The sequence below is a fragment of the Paradesulfitobacterium aromaticivorans genome (genome assembly GCF_054657415.1).
On sequence record NZ_BAAHYT010000010.1, the window covers coordinates 150,415 to 173,286 of the forward strand.

At 46.1% G+C, this 22,872-nt stretch carries 21 protein-coding genes; all 21 read right to left on the reverse strand.

The features are described from left to right. Positions 1-65: 65 nt before the first annotated feature. Positions 66-1,052 carry an electron transfer flavoprotein subunit alpha/FixB family protein gene (locus ACYQ2N_RS06055; protein WP_459998176.1) on the reverse strand — a complete coding sequence of 329 codons (987 nt, stop codon included), beginning with the start codon at positions 1,050-1,052 and terminating at the stop codon, positions 66-68. A 91-nt stretch (positions 1,053-1,143) separates the two neighbouring features. Beyond that, positions 1,144-1,935, reverse strand: a complete 792-nt coding sequence (locus tag ACYQ2N_RS06060) for an electron transfer flavoprotein subunit beta/FixA family protein (protein WP_459998177.1) — start codon at positions 1,933-1,935, stop codon at positions 1,144-1,146. A 54-nt stretch (positions 1,936-1,989) separates the two neighbouring features. Next, the gene (locus ACYQ2N_RS06065; protein WP_459998179.1) at positions 1,990-2,757 is read right to left on the reverse strand and encodes an enoyl-CoA hydratase/isomerase family protein; all 768 of its coding nucleotides are present in this window, start codon (positions 2,755-2,757) and stop codon (positions 1,990-1,992) included. Between the two features lie 57 nt (positions 2,758-2,814). After that, positions 2,815-4,017 (reverse strand): acyl-CoA dehydrogenase family protein, encoded by a 1,203-nt coding sequence (locus ACYQ2N_RS06070; protein WP_459998180.1) that lies wholly within the window; start codon positions 4,015-4,017, stop codon positions 2,815-2,817. Between the two features lie 324 nt (positions 4,018-4,341). After that, positions 4,342-4,920, reverse strand: coding sequence for a 2-oxoacid:acceptor oxidoreductase family protein (locus tag ACYQ2N_RS06075; protein WP_459998182.1), 579 nt, complete (start codon positions 4,918-4,920; stop codon positions 4,342-4,344). Between the two features lie 2 nt (positions 4,921-4,922). Beyond that, positions 4,923-5,729 carry a thiamine pyrophosphate-dependent enzyme gene (locus tag ACYQ2N_RS06080; RefSeq protein ID WP_459998183.1) on the reverse strand — a complete coding sequence of 269 codons (807 nt, stop codon included), beginning with the start codon at positions 5,727-5,729 and terminating at the stop codon, positions 4,923-4,925. Between the two features lies 1 nt (position 5,730). Beyond that, the gene (locus tag ACYQ2N_RS06085; protein ID WP_459998184.1) at positions 5,731-6,873 is read right to left on the reverse strand and encodes a 2-oxoacid:acceptor oxidoreductase subunit alpha; all 1,143 of its coding nucleotides are present in this window, start codon (positions 6,871-6,873) and stop codon (positions 5,731-5,733) included. Then, on the reverse strand, positions 6,863-7,066 hold the full coding sequence (locus ACYQ2N_RS06090) for a 4Fe-4S dicluster domain-containing protein (protein WP_459998186.1): 204 nt from the start codon (positions 7,064-7,066) through the stop codon (positions 6,863-6,865). Before ACYQ2N_RS06090 ends, ACYQ2N_RS06085 begins: the two co-directional genes overlap by 11 nt. A 412-nt stretch (positions 7,067-7,478) precedes the next feature. After that, the gene (locus ACYQ2N_RS06095) at positions 7,479-8,471 is read right to left on the reverse strand and encodes a glycyl-radical enzyme activating protein (protein WP_459998188.1); all 993 of its coding nucleotides are present in this window, start codon (positions 8,469-8,471) and stop codon (positions 7,479-7,481) included. Between the two features lie 301 nt (positions 8,472-8,772). Next, entirely contained in the window at positions 8,773-9,168 is a 396-nt protein-coding gene (locus tag ACYQ2N_RS06100; RefSeq protein ID WP_459998189.1) for a pyridoxamine 5'-phosphate oxidase family protein, read from the reverse strand. A 25-nt stretch (positions 9,169-9,193) separates the two neighbouring features. Next, complete coding sequence (locus ACYQ2N_RS06105) at positions 9,194-9,577, reverse strand: pyridoxamine 5'-phosphate oxidase family protein (RefSeq protein WP_459998191.1); 384 nt, start codon at positions 9,575-9,577, stop codon at positions 9,194-9,196. Between the two features lie 31 nt (positions 9,578-9,608). After that, complete coding sequence (locus ACYQ2N_RS06110) at positions 9,609-11,309, reverse strand: vWA domain-containing protein (RefSeq protein WP_460000480.1); 1,701 nt, start codon at positions 11,307-11,309, stop codon at positions 9,609-9,611. A 67-nt stretch (positions 11,310-11,376) separates the two neighbouring features. Beyond that, a complete protein-coding gene (locus ACYQ2N_RS06115) occupies positions 11,377-12,234 on the reverse strand; it encodes an AAA family ATPase (RefSeq protein WP_459998192.1) in 858 nt (285 codons plus the stop codon). A 104-nt stretch (positions 12,235-12,338) separates the two neighbouring features. Beyond that, a complete protein-coding gene (locus ACYQ2N_RS06120) occupies positions 12,339-12,575 on the reverse strand; it encodes a benzylsuccinate synthase beta subunit family protein (protein ID WP_459998194.1) in 237 nt (78 codons plus the stop codon). A gap of 173 nt (positions 12,576-12,748) precedes the next feature. Further along, positions 12,749-15,337, reverse strand: coding sequence for a glycyl radical protein (locus ACYQ2N_RS06125; RefSeq protein WP_459998195.1), 2,589 nt, complete (start codon positions 15,335-15,337; stop codon positions 12,749-12,751). Positions 15,338-15,368: 31 nt separating this feature from the next. Further along, positions 15,369-15,557: a benzylsuccinate synthase gamma subunit family protein gene (locus ACYQ2N_RS06130; protein WP_459998196.1), complete on the reverse strand. Its 189-nt coding sequence runs from the start codon at positions 15,555-15,557 to the stop codon at positions 15,369-15,371. A gap of 354 nt (positions 15,558-15,911) precedes the next feature. Next, the gene (locus ACYQ2N_RS06135; RefSeq protein WP_459998198.1) at positions 15,912-17,969 is read right to left on the reverse strand and encodes a sigma 54-interacting transcriptional regulator; all 2,058 of its coding nucleotides are present in this window, start codon (positions 17,967-17,969) and stop codon (positions 15,912-15,914) included. A 349-nt stretch (positions 17,970-18,318) separates the two neighbouring features. After that, positions 18,319-18,876, reverse strand: a complete 558-nt coding sequence (locus tag ACYQ2N_RS06140; RefSeq protein WP_459998200.1) for a Fe-S-containing hydro-lyase — start codon at positions 18,874-18,876, stop codon at positions 18,319-18,321. Further along, the gene (locus ACYQ2N_RS06145) at positions 18,876-19,733 is read right to left on the reverse strand and encodes a fumarate hydratase (protein ID WP_459998201.1); all 858 of its coding nucleotides are present in this window, start codon (positions 19,731-19,733) and stop codon (positions 18,876-18,878) included. The genes ACYQ2N_RS06140 and ACYQ2N_RS06145 overlap by 1 nt, the downstream gene beginning before the upstream one ends. Positions 19,734-20,097: 364 nt before the next feature. Further along, positions 20,098-20,298 (reverse strand): CopZ family metallochaperone, encoded by a 201-nt coding sequence (locus tag ACYQ2N_RS06150; RefSeq protein ID WP_459998202.1) that lies wholly within the window; start codon positions 20,296-20,298, stop codon positions 20,098-20,100. Positions 20,299-20,392: 94 nt separating this feature from the next. Then, on the reverse strand, positions 20,393-22,855 hold the full coding sequence (locus ACYQ2N_RS06155) for a heavy metal translocating P-type ATPase (protein WP_459998204.1): 2,463 nt from the start codon (positions 22,853-22,855) through the stop codon (positions 20,393-20,395). Positions 22,856-22,872: the final 17 nt, after the last annotated feature.

Consider the following 22,872-nt stretch of genomic DNA (forward strand, 5'->3'; position numbering starts at 1 on the left):
TTGCCCGTTTTGCTAAGCGAATTGCCTAATAATTCTGCTATATCACCCTCTTCTTCGCCACAGCTTCAAGCATCGGCTAACAGTTCCCTTACCTGCTCAGTTAAAATAGGCACTACTTTGAAAAGGTCATCCACGATGCCGTAGTCAGCGACTTTAAAAATTTCGGCTTCGGGGTCTTTATTAATGGCGACGATGCACTTGGAAGAGCCCATGCCGGCCAGATGTTGAATCGCACCGGAAATACCGCAGGCAATGTATAAAGAAGGACTGACAACTTTGCCGGTTTGACCGACTTGGTACTGGTGATCAATCCAGCCTTCATCAACAGCCGCCCGTGAAGCCCCAACCGCAGCCCCCAATAGGTCGGCGAGTTCTTCAAGCATTTTGAAATTATCAGTACCCTTCATGCCGCGCCCACCCGAGATGATGATATCCGCCTCAGTCAGCTCCACCCTTGTAGATTTTTTGCGAATAACTTCTCTTACTTTTTGCCGGATATCCTTGGCTTCAAGATTTATTTCCACTGGAATAACCTCAGCCTGACGACCGCTCTGGGGCTCAGGTGCCTGAAAGACCTTGGAACGCAAGCCAACCAACATCGGCCCCCCGCCCGTAAACACCGTTCTGGCAAAAGCCTTGCCCGCGTAAATGGGACGCCGGAATCCAAGCGGATTCTCATAAATTATTTCTATCACATCAGTGACCAAGCCCGCTCCAATCTTTTGTGCCACAACGGGCGCCACTTCCAGCCCAATGGCTGAGTTGGCAAACAAAACAACTGAAGGCTTCCGGGCGCGAATTAAGTCAGCAGTAACTTTGGCGTACCCGTCAACGCTGTACTGAGCTAGATGTTCACTATCGGCCACGATAATTTCTTCCGCGCCATAAGAAGCTAGAACATCTGTCAAATCACCGACATTATGCCCCAATAAAACGGCACCTAATTTTTCCCCCAGATGATCGGCGATTTTCCGCCCTTCACCCAGCATTTCAAATATGACTTTACGGTATTTCCGATCGTGTTGTTCTGCGAATATCCAAATTCCCGGCATAAACTATCCTCCCGATTTTGATTAAATATTCACAATCCGGTTGAAACTCCGTCTATAACGAACCGTCACCATGCTCCGGTGTAAAAATGCCTCAGATTACTTTGGCCTCGCTCCTCAGCAGTTGTAAGAGTTCTGCGACGGCATCCGGCACTTCACCTTGAATAATTTTTCCGCCTTGGCGCGGAGCCGGCAGTTCATAACCCACGTTGGTCACTTTTGAACCAGTACTCCCTAACTTGTCAGGCGCTAATCCCAAATCCGCAAGGGTCCATGTTTGAAGCGGTTTCTTTTTAGCATTCATGATTCCCTTCATGGTAGGATAACGCGGCTCGGCAAGTCCCTGCTGGGCAGTGAAAACCGCAGGCAGAGACACCTCAATTATTTCAAACCCATCATCGATTTCCCGTTTCGCAACAGCAGTTTTATTGCCTTCTTCAAAATCAATTTTAGTGACCACGCTGACAACCGGTATTCCCTGCAATTCAGCCACTCTCTGACAGACTTGGGCTCCAGCCTTATCCACTGTTTTGTACCCACCCAAAATTAAATCATAGGGAACCTTTTCCAAAGCTTTAGATAAAATTTCCGCCGTTACAGATTGATCACCGTTAGTAATCGCCGGATCGGCAATCAGATAGCCTTCATCAGCACCCATGGAAAAGCAGTGGCGAACAGCCGTTGCCGCGCTCTCGCCACCAACGCAGACAATTATGACCTTGCCTGCGCCCAGCCTTTCCTTAATTCTGAGAGCTTCTTCCACAGCAAATTCACTATAGGGATCCACCACCAGGTTGACACCTTTGCTTTCAATTTGGCCTTCAGCGTTAAGGGTAATTTTGGCTTCAGTATCAAATGTTTGCTTTACTAAGACCACAATTTGCACGGTACACCCCTCCGATCACAACTGCTGATTTCTCTTGTCAGAAACGAACCGGTGTTATTTCCCTTTATATTTCGGTTGTCTTTTTTCCGCAAAAGCCACGCGTCCTTCAATCCTGTCTTCTGTATCCCGCAAGATTCCCCACAACAGGTATTCGTACATGGAAGCTTGTTTCACCGGAAGGTCAGACCCTATAACCACAGCTTGTTTAGCAGCCTTAATCGATAAAGGAGCGTTATTGGCAATCTTTTCGGCGATTTCTTTAGCCTTATCCATCAAGTTCTCCGGGGCTACCACATCGCTCACTAACCCATACTGGTAAGCCTGCTGAGCATCCATCCGGTCACCTGTTAACAGCATTTTCATCGCCACAGCCTTGGGAAGGGTCCTAACCAAACGTTGAGTTCCACCTAAACCGGGCAGACTGCCCACTTTAACTTCCGACAAGCCTAAAGAGGCAGTGCTTGCGGCGATGCGTATATCACACGCCAGAGCCATCTCCAGACCGCCTCCGATAGCAAAGCCGTTAATCGCACAAATAATAGGTTTCCACATCTCCATCGGAGCCAATAAATTTTCCGTTTCAAAATAAGTGGAAGCAAAGCTTTCTTTAGGCGGCATAGTTTTCTTCAAATCCGAACCGGTGCAAAAAGCACGCTCTCCTGCACCCGTCAAAATAGAAACTCTGATCTCCGGATCAGCTTTAATTTCCCGCCAAGTCTGATGCAACTCGGCCCAAGATTCCGGATCCAGCGCATTCATGGCTTCCGGCCGGTTAAGTTTTACATAAGCAATATGCTTTTCTTTTCTAAATAAAACTCCCATAATTCATTCCCCTTTCTCTGTTTAGAAAATGTTCCTAAAATAGCTGTCCACGCCTAATCAAAAGACCTCAAACGTATCATAAGGTTTGCCGTCCTTTAACACTTCTCTGGCCAGCAGCCAGCGGTGAATCTCAGAAGGACCTTCAACTATACGGAAGATCCGAACCAAGCGGTAAATAAATTCAATCGGCATTTCTTTGGTGAGACCCATGCCGCCGTGAACTTGGATAGCCCTGTCCGCGACCTTGGTCAGCATTTCCGTGGCATAGACCTTTAACATAGCCGCCTCTTTACGCATATCGGTCACACCCTGATCCATTTTCCAGGCTGCATGATACAACATGAGACGGCAGGCATGAAGTTCAGTAATAGAATCAGAGATCCACCATTGGACAGCCTGCCTTTCAGCCAGGAGTTTACCAAACGTTTTTCGCAGATTCGCCTGTTCAATCATCAACTGTATAAGGCGATCAGCGTAGCCACAACACCACGCAGCGATCTCCAGCCGCCGTACCCCGAACCTGTTCTGAAGAGGAATAAACGCCTGCCCGATCTCACCCAAAACCTGAGTGGGATCTAATTCTACATCTTCGAAAACCATCTCATAGGTAAGCATCTCGCCAATGGAGTTAACATTACGCACAATTTGCATACCAGGAGTACCCTTGTCCACTAAGAATGCCGTAAAGCCACCTTTTTTGCCTTTCTCCTTATCATTTACCGCGATAACAATGAAAAAATCCGCTTTCGGTCCAAAGCTAATGAAGTGTTTAACTCCGTTTAAAATCCACTTGTCATCTTTAAATTCAGCCCGCATCTGAATACCACTCGCATCGGACCCGGCACCAGGTTCCGTCATAGCCAACGCCGAACGCTTTTCCCCTTTAGCATAAGGAATAAGGTATTTCTCATATTGCTCTTCCGTACAGCAAGCCATCATAAAATTCAAGTTTGGAGCATCCGGTGGCAGAAAAAATGGAACGATAGACCTTCGGATTTCTTCCGACACTACAACTTTGGCCAAAGCCCCCAATCCCTGACCCCCGAACTCTTCCGGCACCTCAATTCCCCAAATACCTAATTCCTTGGTCTTTTCCATCAGTTTTTCTTCTTCTTCTGGCGGTAAGGCCGGTAAATCCGTTAAACCACGGCTGGCCTCGCGTTCAATAACAATCTTCTCCAAAGGAAATAGTTCATTTTCAGTAAATTTCCGAACCATCCGTTTTAATTCCATATACTCTTCCGGTAATGCAAAATCCATTAAATTACACGCTCCTTTTTTCTTTTCCATATAATGGGGTATTTATAGTTTTTTTAAAAGTTCTCACCGCCTGACTATAACAATTTACCTGGTAGCGAACTGCCTCTGAAAAAATTATTTACAACTCAAAATAGAAGGATGATTCATCTTCAGAACGCTTCAATTTATTTTGTTCGTCCCTCATTTCTTCCGCCAAAGGCTCACAAGGCGATAATTCGTGACACCTCGGACATTCCCGCATTTGAGTGATACTACAACAACTCGAGATATTTTTGACCCACTTAAACTCAATCATTGGTGCTTCGTAACCGCATTGTTTACACTTCAACTTGACCCCACCTCCAATATTGCCTTGTCGTCTCTGGTCTTTACTGCCTGATACCCGTAATAAAAACAGCTTATGTTTGCACTTCTGTCCCTTGCGGGAAAACATTCCCCGATTGCTTCCTCCACCGCCTTGGGGGCAATGATTCCGGTCAAGCCAATCAGTATCCCCAGAGCGATCAAATTAGACGTTTTTCCACTTCCGCACGCACTGCGGGACATTTCCTCAATTGGATAATAGTATGATTTAATCCCTATACTGAAAGCCTTAGGATTTTTGCTCGCAAAATCTGCTCCGCCGATATAGATTCCTCCGGGCTTTATTTCGCTGAAGTAGTTTGTCTGCAATGGAGGAGAAAGCATCAGCAGAATATGCGGACTCAAGACCTTGAAATAGGTAATCTCTTCTTCAGAAATAATAACTTCAGAAACAACCTGACCCATTCTAGGGGCAGGACCGTATGTTTGAGTCTGGGTAGAGTTCATCCCATCGTAAATTGCTGCTAACGCGAGGATTTTTCCTGCTACAACAACCCCCTGTCCGGCACCACCTACGATTTTAATCCCGCATGTCTTCATCTCTACTTTCCACCTGCCCTCCCGACCAATGCCAAATATTCGCTGACATACTCCGGTTCAGCGCGTTCATGCAGGAGCCCGACTACGATCTTATTTTTTAGTTCCTCGGGTGGCATTGAAGCCGCTTTCGCAACATTCACTGCCTGTTCTTTCTGACGGAGCATCATCTCACTCGGTCTTTCAATGTGGTTATACCGCCCATAATAAACCGGGCAGTGTGAAACGGCTTCGACAAAAGAAAACCCTTTATTCTCTATGGCCCCAACAATTAAGTCACTCAGCATTCCGGTGTGATAGGCGGTTCCCCTGGCCACATAAGTGGCTCCGGCAGCTTTTACCAATCCGCAAAGATCAAAATTTCTTTCACTGGTCTGAACAGGCGTTGTCGCTGTTAAGGCACCGGGAGGTGTCATCGGAGAATGCTGCCCTCCCGTCATCGCGTAGACATTGTTATTGAAACAAATCGTCGTAAGATCAATGTTTCTCCGCGCCGCATGGATTAAATGGCTGGCTCCGATAGCGGCTAGATCGCCATCCCCTCCGAGCACGATAACTTTCATTTCCGGACGGATAAGCTTGATTCCTGTGGCAAACGCCAAGGCTCTGCCATGGGTTGCATGCAGTGTGTCAAATTTAAGGTAAGAAGCTGCCCGTGATGAACACCCTATTCCGGATACTACACATATTTGTTGGGGATCCAGACCCAACTTATGGATTGCTCGCAGCAGGCTTCCTAGGACAATTCCGTTTCCGCACCCAGGACACCAAAGATGAGGCATTTTGTCTTCGCGCAAATAACGCTTTACCATATTAGTTCAAACCTCTCGTTTTCAAACCTTTTATCGCATCCAGAATCTCATCAGGATTAAAAATTCTTCCGCTAACCAAAGGAAAAGAGATCACCTTGACCTTCGAACCGATGACTCTCTCAGCCTCATGGCATAACTGTCCCATATTCAGCTCCGGAACCAGCAGATACTTGACGCTGGCTGGCAACTCCAGCAAACTTTGTTCTGGGAAAGGCCATAAGGTTACCGGCCTCAAATAACCTGCCTTAAACCCTTGCCTGCGGGCGGTTCTGACTGCAGCCAAAGCAGCTCTGGCCGTACAACCATAGGAAAAGACCACCGTTTCAGCGTCTTCCAGCATTTCCTGCTGGACTTGTTGGAGTTTCAGCCGCCTATTTTCAATTTTCCCGCAAAGCCTTTGAATCAAGCTTCCCACCTTCACCGGATCTGTGGTAGGAAATCCCATATGGTCATGATACAAACCCGTTACATGTAATTGATAGCCTTCGCCAAACCTGCCCATGGGCGGTATCTCACGATTGGCCACCGCGTCATAATAACCTTCCTTGGAGACATCCGGCAACGCTCTTAACAAAGGAACACCTTCCACATCATCCGGCAGTATTACTGTTTCTTTCAGATGCGCTATTGCTTCATCCATCAGGAGAATAACGGGAATACGCAACTCCTCGGCAATCTCAAAGGCTTCCATCGTTAGTTCGTATACCTCGCCCACCCCTGATGGTGATAACACCACCACCGGATGATCCCCATGCGTTCCCCATCTTGCCTGCATTACATCGCCCTGGGATGGATACGTAGCTATCCCTGTGCTAGGGCCCACACGCTGAGCATTCACAATTACGCAAGGCACCTCGGCCATAGCCGCAAAGCCAATACTCTCCTGCATCAGCGAAAATCCGGGGCCGCTGGTGCAAGTCATAGACTTGGCCCCCGCTAAGGAAGCTCCAATTACCGCTGCCAGGCTGCCAATTTCATCTTCCATTTGAACAGCAATTCCCCCTTCTTGAGGGAGCCTCACGGCCAGAATTTCCAAAATCTCCGAGGACGGAGTGATTGGATATCCGGCGAAAAAACGCATTCCTGCATGAATTGCCCCTAAAGCACAGGCCTCATTTCCCTGAACAAGCATTTTAGAACTCATAGCTCACACCGTTCTTCACTATCTCAATTGCAAAATCTGGACAGTACATCTCACAAACCAGGCATTTACTGCACTTTTCCGGTTTGACCATTTGGGGAAATCCGTTAGTTTGAAAACCCAAGGCATTTTGAGGGCAAAAATGGACACAAAGACCACATTTTTTACACCATTTTTCATTTAGATTCATCGCCATCCCCCTTAACCCCAAGTTCGAAAAATCATTCACTCTACCGGAAAGGGATTACTAGAGAGAGTTGATAATTTAATATAGCAATAACCATGCCATTCAGAGCTTTATCTATTTGCCTGATTTTAATGAAATTTTTGATATTTCTTAATTCTATTCTGATGAAACATTTCATCATTTGTTACTTAAACGTATTAGATATGCATTGTTTATAGGTTTCTTTGCTAATAGCCTCTTGCGATGATGATTGTCATATACAATGACAATCATCATCGTTTTTATTTTTGTTGTCTTCTTTTTTCTCTCAACAAAAAAAGAGGTGCCTTCCCTCAAGTTTCGGTAACCAATTTTGCAGGAAAATAGCGTGTAAACTTCTTCGACCACATGGTGCCTGTCTTTGAGTGCCTGAAGCAAATCCCTAAGTTTTGACTCCTATTAATCCTCCCACAGTAAGACTCACCCCAGGAAGGAAGCCGGCTTCTGTCAGCATGTCAACCAGAACTTTAATTGGTTTATAAGTCATGTTAGGAACACTGCGATATTGATAGTCTTCATATCTTCCTAAAAATTGATACTTTTTCTCTCCGTAACTATGGAAGGGTAGAATGTCCACGCTTGCTATTTTACCGCGCAGCTGACCAAGGTAGTTTACCAAGTCCTCATAGTCGCTCAAACTATCGTTAAACCCGGAAATAATCGGCAGCCGCACCCTGACTGACGCCTTTTTTTCAAGTAAATTCTCCAGGTTTTTCAGAATAACACCCAACTCACCCTTAATATGTTTTTTATATTTCGCGGCATCCATGGTTTTAATGTCAATCAAAAAAAGATCGATATATTCTACCAACTGCTCAAGATACGTCCACTGGCAGAAGGCTGCGGTTTCTACAGCTAAATGGACATGTTCATTTTTTAGTCTTTGAGCTAATTCAATCGTGAAATGCGGAAAATAAAGCGGATCGCCGCCGCTGATGGTAATCCCACCCCCGGAATTGAGAAAAAAGAGACGGTCAGCCGTTGCTTCCTTGACAATTTCATCAATAGTTAAACTCTGCCCGATTAGTTCTCGCGCTCCTGTCAGGCAATCGTTGACACACTCGCCACAACCCGTGCATTTCTCACGGTCAAATCTAAGAAAGGAATCCATTCCATCCCTTTCAATATAAGTTGCACCGGTTGGGCAATGTTCCGCACACTTGGCGCAACCTATACACTTTTCTGCATTATAATAAACTTCCGGTGACGTTCGTTGTGCTTCGGGATTATGACACCAGGGACACCTCAACGAGCAGCCTTTGAGAAAAACAGTTGTTCTTATCCCGGGTCCATCCTGCAAAGAATAGCGCTGGATATTGGTTATTAGGGGTCTTATTATTTTATTTTTAGTATCATATCCAGGAACTGTTTTCACATTTTCACCCCCTTCGCTTCGTTTTGTTTTATATTGTTTTGTTTTGTCACGGTAGTCACTCAGCGATGTTACTCCAGTCTCTTCCCCCGTAAATCCAAAATCTCGTTTACTTTAACTTGGACAACACCAAGAACACCTTAAAGGACAACCTTAAGAAAGATCGTGGTTCTGATCCCCTGCCCGCCCTACAAAGAATAACGTTGAATGTTGGTTATTAGCGGAACATGGTCTTTTTTTCGATAGTTTGGATGACCGCTATTGCTATTCACCTCGATTTGGGTTCCTGTTCAAGGCGGTAGGTTCAGCTAACTTTTACACCAGGATTTCTTACCGATAAATCAAAAATCTCGGTTACTTTGATCTCAATAACAACATTTGGTTTGGGCATTCCCAATCCGGTAAATATCGCCGCCACCCGGTCATACAAAGGCCCCTCGCCATGCATAATTGCCTGACCGTTGAAGCGGTAGCCCACCAAGCTGGAACGGTCAGCAACCGCTACCGCTACCTGAGGATTATCTTTAAGATTTTGATAGGTTAACTTGCCAACCATTTCGCCAAAAGCCAGCGTTTCATCATCGGCGACGATAACCGACCCTTTGGGAGCAATGTTGGGCTCACCATTCCGATCAGCCGTTGCCACAAAACATTGTTGCTTTTCAATCAATTCTTTCATTGTAGAGGTAAGTTTCGCCATTTTAGTTACTCCTTTCTTTACTTTTTTATTCTAACTTGTTACCCCGGAGGTCAAAAATCTCCTCAACTTTAACCTTGACAACCGCTAAGGGAGCTGATTTCCCCATCTGTATAAACAGGACTGCAAACTTGTCAAACAAGGACCCTTCCGTGATCAACTCCCCCTTCCCTAAAAAGCGATATCCCGTCCTGTTTTTGAGATTGACAGCGCTCACCAGTACCCGCGGATTTTCCATGATGTTATGGTATGTCTTTCCACCTCCTAATTCACCAAACGCCAGGGTCTCTTCATCTATAACCATTGTTGAGCCTTTTACTGCGAGATTAGGCCATCCTTCCCGGTCAGCCGTCGCCACCAAACATTGTTCTTTCCCAACGAGTTCACTCATTTCCGAAGTTATCTTAGCCATGATCCAAGTGTCCTCCTTTCAATATTCCCTTCTACATATAAGTGGTGTGAGACAACAATTTTACCAGTTTTTGGGGTAATTCCTGCAGAGTATCGACAAATTCAACTTGCTTGCCATACTCCTTCCTTAGGGCTGTCTTGTTATCCTTTTCACATCCAAAACCTAAGGTCATTAAGTTTATTTTCTTTTTCTTGCAAAAATCAATGGCATATTTGACCGGACTGCCCCAATTAGAAGCTCCATCCGTGAGATGAATGATAAAAGGATTCCTCATTCTTCGCTTGAGCATCAGGGCTGTGGCAATGATCGCTTCACCCGAAGCCGTTTTTCCCTGTGGCAATACCGTATATATCCCTTCTTTGTTGGAAGTAAGCTCCGTTAAATAACATATACCTCTACTCTCGTTATAGGCAAAAACTCGGGCATTTTTATTGAAACTCCTTACAACGTTAAAGAGGGCACTGAAGATTTTTTGCATTATTTTCCATTTCGGCCCCCCCATTGAGCCGGAAGCATCCACCAGCAGGATAATATCGTTTTCCATTTCGTATTTGCTTTTCTTATAGCAGAATATTTCACCGGTCATCGGAGCCCGGTACAGGCGCCGGGCATCAATCTTTCCACTTTTCATCCCCCGGCTGATGATATTCCTTTTCTTAGAATGGCTTTGCAGGGCAAGCCGCAATTTCTGAACCAGATCCCTGTCCATAGGTTCCTGCAGGGGAAGGACAATGTCCCCAATCTCAATGGGAACCAGTTCACTGTCATCGTTAGCAATCAGGCGAACCTCTTCAGTTAAGTCCCGATTCTGCTGCAGAAGGGCTTCGATTTCTTTGGCTATCACCGCCTGAATGGGCTTCAGGGCTTCCCCAAGCTCCCCGTCAAGAATATCACCCACATCCAGCGCCTTGGGCATATACGTGGAGTCCCCTATATCGGTTATCCAGAACTTGGTCGCCTTCAGGAATTCGTCCCAAATTCTTAAATAGAGACCGGCACGATACTCGCACCGATCGACTATACTCCGGATTTTCGGGCATTCTTCCATTAATTCCCCGACAATTGCGTTTAACAAACGAAGAGGTTCCTTATAATAGCTCTCGAGATTATACCCGTAAAACCCATACATAGCGTCAGTGAATTCTTCCCTATATTTACAACCGCTCCGGTCAGCAGCCATCAGCCACCAAATATGGAGCAGTTCATCAACGGTAGGGGGCTGGACGAAATTTTTCCTGGCCTCATTGAACTTTACCTGCCGGTATTTTTCAGCGTAGAAACCCAACACTGACCGGTTGGCAATTATATCTATGTAGATCTGTTCCGCCATCTCCAGAAACTTTTTCAATCTATAGGTGTGATCGGAAGACATTTTGGTTAATCTCCGACCAACCAGGTTTATCGTCCGCTCACTCCACTCGATTTGCTTGTACGCTTCCTTAATCACCACTCCGATCGCATAATCTGTTTTGCCGCCGGGAACAGGATAACTGCCCATAACCAGAGACGGGTTCAGGGTAATGTCACCGGCTTCATTAAGCGACTTCATCCCGGACCAGATAATACCCCCGACATTGGGCCCGATAAACACGGCAATCTTACGGATTGCTTGCAACAAATTGGCCAGTTCCCTGGATTCAACGGGTGATTTGTTGCGGCGCCAGAATTCAGAAATCCCTTCCCCGCCCATAATATGAAATCTATTGATCACATCCCGGTTTTCACTTATCACATTCAACCCGCTCCCTCCCACCTGCAGAAACTTATCGTCGGGACATGCTTAGATCCACGCACCCGTGTTAATCCTGAAGCTTGTCAAACAGGACATATTCGTTGGCATTCTGAACTTCCGCAACCCCTTTTTCCAGGTGAAGGGTCAAAAGAATCGATTCGAGGTGTTCCCGGTTGATTTGCAAACTATAGATAATCGCTTCCCGGACACTGGCCCCAACAGCTACCATTTCAGCAATCATCAAACTCGTCCGGGTGGAGACATCTATGGGCGAATCAGAATGGTCACGAAGTCTATTAATAATCCCGACTATTTCCCGGGCAGTTTCTCTGCTGATACCCGTTTTTTGCGCCAAAACCTCAGCCTCGACGTCCACGGGTATATAATCCATCAACACGGTGTAAAATCTATCCCTTAAAGCCGGATCCATGGTTTCCGTGCCGATATATTCCTCCCCTTCATTCATCGTCGCAAAAAAGACCACTCCTTCTGCCACTTTAAGCAGGCCCAGTTCATCCATCCAAACCTGCCTATCTTCCGCCAACAGGGAAAAAAGCATATTGAGGGCTTTGGGATGTTCCGGCCGGTTGATTTCCTCCAGATGCACGACACAATTTGGGGTTTGGATAGCCTCCGGAAACAGATAGGGGCGGTATCTGGTCTCCCCGTTTTCTAAAACATGCTCCCCGTAAAGCTGACCCGGCTCAGACAATATTCCTATTTGGAAAGTAGCTAACGGCCGGTTAAAAACTGCGGCATATTGCCGGACAATCGAAGATTTGCCGCATCCCTGCCTGCCGCTGATTAAAACATTGACAGGATGTTTCTTTGTAATTTTTTCCACTCTCTGAAGTATTCCCAAGGTGTCGCTTTCCACATAAAAGAAAGGATCTCGGTCCGGAATCACAATTTTTTTATCTGTCATGTCTTTTCCCCCGTTCGTACCCATACTCAATTGGGCATTAACTTCCGATCAGTTAAGGTTGAAGAACATGCACCCTGTATTCACAGGGTGCATGTCATCTTCATTTAAACGTGATCCCTGAAGTCAACTTCCCCTTCAGTGAATTTATCACACGTCGTATTGTAATAATCTTTAATCATTCTTTTCCATACTCCACCGCCCGCTGTCTTGGAGCCGATGCACTGGCCCTTGGACGGGTCAGTAGGATCCTCAATCCCCCATTTGCATTTCAAACAGGGTTTTGTGGTTCCCGGTTCACGTCTAAGGTCATAAGCTCTCGTCTTCGCTTGTACTTCAGCCATGCTCAACGTCACCTCTTAAATAATATTAATGTTTTATGCTTCCAAGCGTCCGCTTCAGTTTCGGTTCATCGATACCCTTGCGCAACCGCTAAGCGTTCGAGACCGCAGCTTGTATGCCACAAAGCCAACGGAAAGGTTTTATTGGCAATTGCTGCAATTTTGATATACCAAATTTACAGGTCAACCCTCAGGAATTCCAAATCCTCAGCTCCAAACGACTGTTCCGTCCTGGCAATAATACTTTCCTGCCCATACCTGGAGATATCCACAAACCGGGCGCTGAATCCCGATACCCGGACAATCAAGTCCTGATGCTTTTCCGGTTCCTGTTGCGCTGCCCGCATTTCTTCCGTGCTGACCACGTTGAACTGGACATGGTCAATATTCAAGTCATACCAGGTATTCATGTATGCCAACCAAATATTGAACCCATGCTTGCTCCGCATAATTGGAACCGAGAGCCGCTGGTTAAGCAGGTTGGCTTTCTGCGTGTTGGCGTCAACCTTGGACACAGACCTGAGGACAGCCGTAGGCCCTTTCTTGTCGGTTCCCATATACGGCGAAATCCCACCGTCATCAGCCACTTCCCCGCCGTACCTGCCATCAGGGGTTGGACCGGTCCGGGAGCCGACTTCCAAGTACAGACCTACAGCCTGGCCAACCGGCATGACCGGGCCGCCGGAATAGTTGGTGATTTTTCTCATTTCCCCACTGATAATATCTTCATACAAACGTTTAATAATCTCATCAGCATATTCGTCATCATTCCCCCACTTGGGAGCATTATAGAAGTCGCGCCGCATGGTTTCGTAACCTTCCCAATTGTTATGAAGGGCTTCCACCAACTGATCTAAGGTATACTTTTTCTCGTCATAGATCAGTTTTTTAATCGCTACCAGGGAGTTGCCTGCAACTACGGTGGTGATAGGATTATGCCAGCCATTGGGCTGCTCGGACAATTCCATGGCATCCATCCCCAGCTCCATGCACCCATCGTCAATACTAGACACGAAAGGCATTTGGAGATGTCTGAGCTCAAAGTAACGCGAAATATCTTTGGCCCTGATTACCATACTCATGGTATACTGGTACTGTGTTCGGTAGGCCTCCCATAAATCTTCAAAAGTTTTGAAATCATGAATACCCCCGGTCTTCGGACCTAACTGCATGTCGGAATAACTCCAGTCATACCCGTTATTGAGGGTAATTTCCAAAATTTTGCCCGGGAAAACGGAACCGCCGCCTTCTGACCTGGTTTTCTGGGTTTTTCTCCGCCCCACAAGTCCAGGAGACATACAGAGAACATTGGCCCAGTCGTGGGCTTCCTCCGGTGTAGCTCCGTTATTATTCTTGCTGAAACGGCCATAATACATCATTTGGGCTGTTCCGATCCCGTCATGCTTGATTGAAGGATAACCCAAGCCGTCCCGAATACATTCAAAGACTAAATTCTTGGTTTTGAGCCGTCCCTTGGGATGCCACCGAAAGAGAATAGAAGGCTCGGTAGTCCTGATATTCCTGGCTGCTTCCAAAATGGCATCAGTCATATCATTGCACCCGTCCGTACCATCCCGATTCAACCCACCAACGGTCAAGATAAACAGGTCATTTGATCCGGGGAATATTTCCCTATAGCCCCGTGACTTGCCGGCACCATGTTCGGAAACCTTCAATCTTTCGCACTCAACCAGTTCCACCGCATCCAGGTGGGACATGGGCTGAAAACTTTTTTCGATAACACTGGCTTGGTAGTAAGGCCAGTACAATTTGTCCTCCTTTTGAGCATAGCCGCTGGCATAACGGTCAATTGCGTGGCAAATCAGGAAAGTGAACCACTTGGCCTGCATCGCGTCCCGCAAACCCTTGGCCGGCTCGGCCGGTACCCGGTGGCAAATATCAGCGATCATTAGTAATTCTTCTTTGCGCTTGGGATCGGTTTCAAAATGTTCTGCCACAATTTTGCACAACCGAGCGTGACGTCTGGCCCAAGCAATGACAGCCTTGTCCGCAACAATCATGGCTTCCCAGTTATCGATTTTAACGATGTACTGAAGCCGTTCATCGGCATTCCAATACGGCGCAGCCATCTTTTCCCTTGCTTCCCGGATATGCTGCTCAGCCAGTTCGATTCTCTTCAACAAGCCATCTTCCAGCACCGTCTCGTACGGAGGCACAATACTGTTATAACCGGTGGCAAAAGACGGTGCCTCCATGGTGCTTACCTGATACATCTGTGATAGTTCTTCCTGGGTAAAATACGGCTGGCTGTGAGACTGCAGGGAGTGCTTGACCCAATACTCATTGATTTCCTTAGCCTCTTCAACCGGCTGAGGAGCGTATTTGCTTTGAATATAATCCTGCACCGCCATATACGAGAGTTCGGGGTAAAGCGGCACCCAGTTGGGATGCTCGGCATGATAGCCAACGATAAGTTCGTCTTCTTGCAAGACAATCGTGCCTTTGAGGATATTGGCCAGTCCCAGCGCTCTTCTGATAACTTCGGGTTTACCATCTGACTGCTTATGAGCCTCGGTTATCAGGCGCATCCGTTCGATTCCGGCCTTTACGCTATCCTCAACGAATTCTCCTGCCGCAGCATGCTTCCAGCGGCACCGCGCTTTAAGCCTTTTCGTCCTCTCCGTGCTGGGGCGCGAAAGATGCTCGTGCAGTTCCTCATCAGGAATGTTTTCCTCCACCGGGTTTGCGAATGGAAATTCAATAACCTTACCCTTATACTTTACAGTCTCAGCTCTTTTAGCCATTAAACAACAACCCCCTTACACAAAAGTAGTCTTAAGATAACTTTTTGGGTTTGAAATTTTTGCATTGTCCTGTGACACTGTTACCCATTGTCGACTTGGAAAGCCAAAACTTCCCCTTTTCGTCTTTTTCTTCAGTCACGCAGTCCCCTTTGCCCGACTCATAATCATCGGCATTATCCGGTACAGGAAAAAATGATTTGCATTCAGCACAAATAGCCACCAGTAATCCTCCCTTTCTTAACTTACTTGCAGACAGAATCATGAACCTTTGGGTTTGAAATTGCCACCTTCGATTAACCACCTCCCTTAGCGAAGTGAATTTTTCTCGCGCTCAATGCGGACAAGGGGTATATACCGGGTACAAGCAATAAACATTTAGTGTAGGTAGCCCAATATATCATTTAGTTTATTGCAAAAGACATGCCAGCAATGAATCGTTCAAGAATATTGTTAATTTTAAGAATTATTAGATAATATATGATGAAAAGTTTCATCATATATTATCTAATTAATTACTTAGACAGCTAGTATTCGGGTTTAAGGCGATAGATTAAATTTGTCATCATTGATGAAGCTAATCATCAATGAGTGGTTTATATTTTTTAAGTTTTTTTACAATAGTCGATTGATCGATTCCCAATATTTTGGCTGCTTTACGGGTACTTTTACAGTCATTGTATACTTGCGTTATAAGTCTTTTTTCGGTTTCATTCATAACTTCCCAGTAATTTAAAGTGACCCATTTTTCAATTTTATTTTGATCTGAGTCAAACCATAAGGAATCAAGATCAATAGTGTTGCCAGTACTTAAAACTAACATCCTTTCGATAGTATTTTCAAGTTCCCGAACGTTACCGGGCCAATTATACTCAACCATTCTAGCAATAACCGAAGCTGTTATCGTCTTATTGGTATTATGTTTTTGGTTAAAATTTTGCAAAAAATGATAAATAAGAGCAGTTATATCTTCTCTCCTTTTTCTTAAAGGGGGAATTTGAATGGATACGACATTAAGGCGCCAATATAAATCTTCTCTAAACCGCCCTTTTTTCACCATCTCTTCTAAATTCCGGTTTGTAGCCGCAATGATCCGGATATCCAGCTTGATCTGCTTTCGACCGCCAACACGGAGAATTTCCCGTTCCTGCAACACACGGAGTAACTTTACTTGCATATCCAAAGGCATTTCCCCTATCTCATCCAAAAAGGCTGTACCGTTGTTAGCCAGTTCCAGGAGCCCGAGGCGGCCTTCTTTACTGCCCCCGGTAAAAGTACCTCCTTCGTAGCCAAAAAGTTCGGATTCAAAAAGGTTATAGGGGATAGTTGCACAGTTAATCTTAACGAAGGGTCCTTTACTGCGCTTACTGGAACTGTAAATTATTTTAGCCAACACTTCTTTACCTACACCTGATTCTCCTAATAACATCACCGTGGAATCAAACTTAGCAACCTTGATTGCCTTTTCTACATTTCTTACCATTTCACTGCTGCGGTAAATAATGTTGTCAGATAAATTCTCCATTCTGTATTGTTCCAGTTCCAACATAGCTTTGTTTAACTCGAAGCTTAATCTATTTAGTTCAGTCAGGTCTCGTAAATTGGAAATTACACGATAGATATTTCCATTTTCGTCAAAGATAGGAGTCCCGGTACTTAGAACTTCTTTTCCATTATTTAATTTTTTGGCCAGACTTGCCTGTTTTTTACTTTTTAAAACTTTCATGATAACCGATTCGGTATTATATCCCTTTTCTACCAGCCAGTTCACATGCTTGCCAATGATATTGCTGTCTGGGATACCCAGAATATTGCAACTGGCCCGGTTGGCTTTTATAATGTTGCCATCTTCGTCCGCAACAATAAAACCATCTGCTGAATACTCGATTACTGTATTTAGTTCTTCATTAATTCTTTTAACGGTTTTAAACTCGGAAGCCAAATTTTCCAGTTCGGAGATCTCCTGATAAACACCTACAGCACCAATAATCATTCCGTTCTTAATGATCGGGGTTCTATTCGCCAAAATAACTTTATCACGAATGCAAACTTTAGGGTCAAGTTGAAATGAACTGCCTTGGATCACTTCGTTCAATCCCGAATTAGCGATAATACTATCTATGTCCTTTCCCAAAACCTCAGACACAGCGATCCCCGTCATTTTTTCGGCAGCTTTATTCATCAAAACAATTCGACCGTTCCGGTCAACAGCAATAATGCTGTTATGGGTGGAATTGATAATACCTATAAATTCCTCCAAAGCATACTCCAGCTTCCGCTGAAAAGCCGTGACCAAGTCTGTTCTGGTGATTATCCCCACCATTTGACCGGCGCTATTTACCACAACCAATCTCCCCACCGGGATTTGCCAGGCCTCTTCGGGCGAAGCTTCATCGCTGATAGTGATCACACTTCTTTGCATAATTTCCGCAACCGGTATTTTAGTATCCAGCCCTAACGCCTTAAGGGCATGGGTTTTGGTGAAAATACCCACTAATGTTTCCTGATCATCCACTACCGGCAAACCGTCAATACGATGTTTGAGCATTAAGAAAACAGCCTCTTGAACAGTTACCTGCTGCTTAACCACAATGGGGTTAACCGTCATGATGTCCTTAACTTTTAATTTTTCCAAGTTCCCTCACCATCCTGATGATAGATTTCTTCATGATGATGATATATTTCTTCATTAACCTTGGGAAATCCTCTAAAATTTCATAATATTTTTATTTTTATTCAGAAACGAATTATACTTTGGAGTCCGGCTGATGTTTTAATTGCAGATAAACGACTACCACAGACAGAAAACCCTTGCTAAACAGACGAAGGTTTGCAATATTAGTTTCCCCAACATCGCAAACCTTCTATACTAGCGCAAAAGTGCCCATATTCCTGTTAACTGCAGATATCCATAGCCTGCCCCGAAAAGAACAGCAATTGCCGATGATAGTGCTACATGCGCAGCGCGGACTCATTCCCTGACACTATGCCCTGCGGTATTGGGCTCTGCCCATTTCGTAAAGATTGTACCCCTGGCTGTCTATAATCACCATAGCCGGGAAATCCTTGACTCTAAGACAACAGACGGCTTCTGTCCCAAGTTCAGGGTAGGCGATAACTTCGGACGAAATAATGTGTCTGGACATTAATGCTCCTGCACCGCCAACGGCTCCAAGGTAGACCGCTCCGTACTCTTTCATCGCTGCGATGGTTTCCGGCGAGCACTGCCCTTTGCCGATTATTCCGGTCAAACCTTTGGCAATTAAAGCAGGGGTATCGGCATCCATTCTGCCGCAGGTTGCTGGCCCGGCAGAACCGATAACTTGTCCCGGTTTGGGAGGAGTCGGCTCCACAAAATAAATGATCTGGTCTTTAACATTGAAAGGAAGTTCTTCTCCGCAGGCTAAAGCTTCCACCATTTTTTTATGGGCGGCGTCCTGTCCGGTATAAAAAACACCGCAGATGAGGACACTGTCTCCCACTTTAAGTTGCATAAGTTTTTCTTTGGTCAGCGGAGTTTCGATCCGAATAGCATCTGCCATCATTCATTTCTCCCTTCTAATCTTGCTTCCTTATGCCGGGTTGCATGGCAGCTGATGTTCACAGCTACGGGCATGCTGGAAATCTGGGTAGGGTAGACTTCAAGGTTAACCGCCAAAGCCGTGGTAGTTCCTCCGAATCCTTTTGGCCCAATCCCGAGCCGGTTGATGCGCTCTAACAGTTCCTCTTCAATCTTGGCCAGATGCTCATCCGAATTACGCTGACCAACAGGACGAAGCAGGGCCTTCTTAGCCAAGAAGGCGGCCTTATCCATTGTACCTCCAGCACCTATGCCTACAATCATGGGCGGGCAAGAGTTCCCACCAGCATTGTCCACGGTATCGACCACAAACTGCATCGCTTCTTCCAGCCCTTCAGAATATTTGCACATTTTGAGAGCGCTCATGTTTTCACTGCCAAAACCTTTTGGAGCCACGGTTATATGAATATTATTTCCAGGTACGATATTATAATGGATGACAGCCGGGGTATTGTCTCTGGTGTTAACCCTCTCAAACGGGTCTTTAACTACGGATTTACGCAAATAACCCTTTACATAGCCGCGACGCACCCCTTCATTCAAAGCTTCGCTCAGCAGTCCGCCCACGACATGCACATCCTGACCTACTTCTGCAAAAATAACGGTCATGCCAGTATCCTGGCACATAGGAACCTGCTCGTCATGAGCAATCTGGGCATTCTCGATCAAGAAACTTAAAACTTTCCGTCCAAGCGGTGATTCTTCTTCAATGCGAGCCTTTTTAAAACCGGCCATAATGTCTTCACCCAAGTCATAGTTAGCCTCGATGCAGAGTTTCTCTACCGTTTGAATAATTTCATCTACATGGATTTTTTTCACCTTCCATCCCCCCATTCTTTTAACTTTTCTATTAGTTTAATCCCGTGCGGACGCTGGATATTGCGTCTACCCCTTAAACCAGTTCCAATACTTAAATATCTTGCAATTCTTGTGCCTGCGGCAGAATTTTTCCTGGGGTATCAGAAAAATAACTTGGTTGTCCTTCTGGAATCCGAAGAAGAGATTCAACTTAAACTGTGTTCAATCCGCAAGTAAGGGATACCCCCCCAAAGTGAAGAGGTACCCAAAGAACTCATACTTTCTGTTATATTAACAAAAACAAGAAACGGACCATTCATTAAGGATGATCCGTTTCTTGTTGTGGAACTCATATTTATGACCCAAGTCAAAATACTTCGATCCTTTACGCCACTACTTTATACCCGGCGTCTGCCACTGCCTTAGCCATGGCATCTTTGTCCGCAGCCCCTACGACCACAGCTTCCTTTTTGCCCAGATCAACTTCAGCCTTTTCCACTCCGGCCACTCCTTTGAGAGCTTTCTCCACGGCCATTTTGCAGTGCATGCAAGTCATGCCCTCAATCTTAAGCACAGTTTGACTCATCTTTTTCACCTCCGCTTTAAAGCACATTTCCTTTATATTCTTCTCTCCCAAAGCCTAAGATGGCGGAGAGAAAACCTAACATCATTGAGCATCCTCAAGCTGCCAGCTTCTTCGCATACCCGCGGAGCAGCAGTGAACTGGTTACGACCGAGACAGAGGAAAAAGCCATTGCCAGGCCCGCCCACTCCGGTGGGAGCAGTTCCCCTGTCAGCGGATAAAGCACCCCTGCGGCAATCGGAATTCCGATCATGTTGTAAATCAAGGCCCAAAATAGGTTCTGCTTAATCTTGGCTAAGGTTTTGCGACCTAGCCTGATCGCGCGCTCCACATCTAATAGGTCATTGCGCACCAAAACCACATCTCCGGTCTCTTTGGCCACATCTGTCCCAGAACCGATGGCAACCCCGATATCCGCCTGGGCCAAAGCCGGAGCATCGTTGATCCCGTCCCCGACCATCGCCACTTTCAAACCCTGGTCCTGATATTTCCGCACAATATCGATCTTATCCTGGGGCAGAACCTCGGCAATAATTTCATCAATTCCTACTTCCTTACCAACGACGGAAGCAACTTTTTTGTTGTCTCCGGTGATCATGAAAGTTTTAAGCCCCAGCTTGTGCAGACGGGCAATCGCTTCTTTCGTGCTTTCTTTCAGTACATCGGCGAGCGCGATGAGACCAATCACTCTGTTATCGTACGCCACAAAGCTCGTAGTTTTACCGGCTTCAGCCAAGTCTTGGAAGTCTTGTTCCGCTTCCTTAACTCCGATATTGTATTTTTGCATGAGTTTAAGATTCCCGATTAAAAGCTGCTGTCCCTGATAAGAACAGGCAACTCCGTACCCGCCCTGCTCTGAATAATCTTTGACTTCTTCGATGGAGACGTTTTCCTTTTTCGCCTGGACTACCACTGCCTGCGCCAAAGGATGGATTGAAGGATTTTCCCCGGCGGCTGCAATTTTTAGAACCTCTTGCTTGGAATAAGGTGCATAAGCCAAGACGTCCGTCACTTCCGGGCTCCCTTTGGTAAGGGTTCCGGTCTTATCAAACCCAATCGCCTCCAAGTGGGCAATCCCTTCCAAAACGGCGGCTGACTTAAAAAGAATCCCTCGATTGAGGCCAACCCCGCTTCCGACCATGATCGCTGTCGGGGTAGCCAAACCAAGCGCACACGGACAGGCTATGACTAAAACTGCGATTCCGGCGGTCAGAGCAAACACAAAAGAACTCTTTAAGGCCAAGAACCAGATGAGGAAAGTTATGACCGCAATCGCCACGACTGTCGGCACGAAATAATTCGAGATCGTATCAGCCAGGCGTTGAATCGGGGGCTTTACTCCCTGCGCTTCCTCGACCATCTTAATGATCCCAGAAAGCACTGTTTCTTTCCCGGTTTTGGTCGTTTTGATTTTAATACTACCGGAACGGTTGATCGTGGCCCCAACCACCGGATCTCCGGGGCCTTTCTCCACCGGAATGGACTCACCTGTGATCATGGACTCGTCAATACTTGCTTGTCCCTCAAGGATTTCTCCGTCAACCGGTATCTTCTCTCCGGGTTTAACTAAGACAACATCCCCAGTTTTAACACCTGATGCAGCCACTTCCTTCTCTTCTCCGTCCACGAGCAGGCGCGCTTTATCTGCCTGTAGTTCCAATAGGCGTTTTAAGGCCTGGCCCGCCCGCCCTTTGGCATGGGCCTCCAAATACTTGCCAAAACGCACAAAAGCGATCAGGAGAACGGAAGTATCATAGAAGGTCGGACCGTGAAAGAAAATTTCCGGAAATGTGGTCATGACGCTGTAGCCATAGGCAGCAGTGATGCCCATAGCCACCAGCACATCCATATTGGCGGAGCGGTTCTTCAAAGCATGATAAGCGCCGCGATAGAAGATCCACCCTGCCGAGAACTGCACGATTGTTGCAAGAACAAACCCGACATACATCACTGTCCTGCTCATTGGGAGCCACATCATAAAAATAAACGGTATGGACATGAGCGCACTGAAAATCAGCCAGTTGCGCTGTTTAATGACAGTCCGGTCTTCACTGTCCCGCTCGTCTCCTTCTTCACTTTGCGCTCCATAGCCGAGATCCTTAATCTTGGCAATAATATCTTCTTCCTTAACCACATCCGGGTCGAACTCAACATTTAACTTTTCCGAGGCAAAATTGACATTAGCAACCTTGACCCCCGCCATTTTCCCGATGCCCTTCTCGATGGTAAGGGCACAGTTGGCACAGGTCATCCCGCTTACCTTAAGCTGTTTTTTTTCTTCCCCTGTTACACTTTCCGGAAGCACGAAAGCTCCGGGTGCGTGATCCGTGAGCTGCTCAGCCCCAGTCTCCTCGGCTTCTGTGGAATAACCCGCTTCTGTGATCGCTTCTTTAATATCAGACATGCTCACTTGAGCAGGATCATATGAGAATTTGGCACTCTCATCCGACAAGGATACCTCGACTTTGTCCATTGTCGGGAACTGCTCCAAAGCCTTAGTCACACGCCGAACACAGTGCTCGCAGGTCATACCGTATACTTTAATCTCAGCCTGTTCCATACCAGGCACCTCCCTGA